Annotated in this window: 1 protein-coding gene; it reads right to left on the minus strand. The window is 70.1% G+C overall.

Annotation, left to right across the window (positions count from 1 at the left end; translation table 11 throughout):
- Positions 1-1,920 (minus strand): DNA glycosylase AlkZ-like family protein (locus tag WB785_RS16545; RefSeq protein WP_424080398.1); only part of this gene is annotated, 1,920 nt, incomplete at both ends.

Raw genomic sequence — 1,920 nt, forward strand, 5'->3', positions numbered from 1 at the left:
CACCGGCGCGAAGGTGTCACCGGTGACCGAGCCGGCCCAAATGAGCTCCCACAGCGCCGCTCTGAGCTCGTGCTCGCCGAGGCCGGTCTGCGCGAGTTGCCGGAAGAAGAAGGCGCCGCCGCCGGCCAGCGTGTCCAGGATCGCCTGGTGGGCCGCGGTCACTTCGATCGCGGCGGGGGTCGTCAGGGTCAGCGGCGCCGTGTCGGCCGGATGAAACGCGATCCAGCCGTCGCTGGCCGAGATGGATCCGCCACCCGACCAGACAATCTCGCCGGCCGCCAGCAGTTCGTCGAGCATGGCGGGGGAGTAGCCGGGTACGCGAGGAGACAGCACCAGCGATTCGACCGACGAGGCGGGCAGCGGGACGCCGGCCAGCTGGTCGAGGACGGCCGCAAGCCCCTCGATGCCGGCGCCTACGCTTGAGCCGACCTGCTGCCAGCTCGGCAGGAACCGCGCATAGGCGCTGGTGCCGACAGGCTCGACTTGCGCCCGCAGCGCCGCCAGCGATCTGCGGCGAAGGATTCGCAAAACGTCGGCGTCACACCACTGGTCACCGGTTGCCTCTGCGGAGAATTCGCCGCGGACCAGCCGCCCGTCGGCGGCCAGCCGGCCCAGCACGTCGGCGGCTACCCGCAGCCCGAGACCGAACCGGGTCGCGACGTCGGCGGTGGTGAACGGCGCGTGGGTGCGGGCGTATCGGCCCAGCAGCTCGCCCAGCGGATCGCTGACCGCCTCGGTGAAGCTGGTTGGCACGCCGACCGGCACCGCGACCCCCACGCCGTCGCGCAGTCGGCCGATGTCCTCGATCGTGACCCACCAGCTCTGGCCGGCAAAAGAAACGGCCAGTGCGCGTTTGGCGGCACACAGTCCTTCCAGCCAGCCGCCGACATCGGCTCCGCCGGCTCGGGCGGCGACTTCTTGGGTGGTCAGCGGGCCGAGGAGCCTCAGTAGATCTGCGACTGCCTCGGCATCGCGGGCCACCCGGTCTGCGGACAGATGCTGCAGTTGCCGGCCGGTGGCGGCGACGACCTCCGGGTCGAGCAGCTCGCGCAGCTCGACGCGGCCCAGCAGTTCGGCCAGCAGCGTCGTGTCCAGCGACAGGGCCGCAGCGCGACGCTCGGCAAGCGGGCTGTCGCCCTCGTACATGAATGCTCCGACATAGCCGAACAGCAGCGACGCGGCGAACGGCGACGGCGTGGCGGTCTCGGTCTCCAGCACACGCACCTTGCGCGCGGCGATGTCGGCCATCAGCCCCGCCAGCGTCGGTACGTCGTAGACGTCCTGCAGGCATTCGCGGATGGCCTCGAGCACGATGGGGAAATCCGGATATTTGCGGGCCACGTCGAGCAGCTGCGCGGCGCGCTGGCGTTGATGCCACAGCGGCGATCGGCGGCCGGGATGGCGACGCGGCAGCAGCAGCGCGCGGGCCGCACACTCCCTAAAACGGGAGGCGAACAGCGCCGAACCACCCACTTCTGCGGTGACGATCGGGTCGATCTCGTCGGCATCGAAGACGAACAGTTCGGCACCCGGGGGCGTTTCGGCGGGTCCGGACTCGGAGAAGGTGTCCGGCAACCTGACCACGATGCCGTCGTCGGAGGCGGTCGGCTTTTCATCTATGCCGTAGCGGTCGCGCAGTCGCCGGCTCACCGCCAGTGCGAGCGGGCCGTGTACACGCAGGCCATAGGGAGAGTGCAGGATTACCCGCCAGTCGCCCAGTTCGTCGCGGAACCGCTCGACCAGCAAGGTGGCGTCGCTGGGCACCACCGTGGTGGCGGCGCGCTGGTCGTCCAGCAGCCGCCACAGGTTGTCGGTGGCGAAGTCATTGAAACCCAATTCAGCGCAACGTGTTTCGAAAGAGTCGCGAGCCAGGCCGGCCAGCTCGCCGGTGAACTTGCCGACGGCCCGGCCCAACTCGGC

The organism is Mycobacterium sp., assembly GCF_049585075.1.
In the GTDB taxonomy this organism is placed as follows: Bacteria; Actinomycetota; Actinomycetes; order Mycobacteriales; family Mycobacteriaceae; genus Mycobacterium.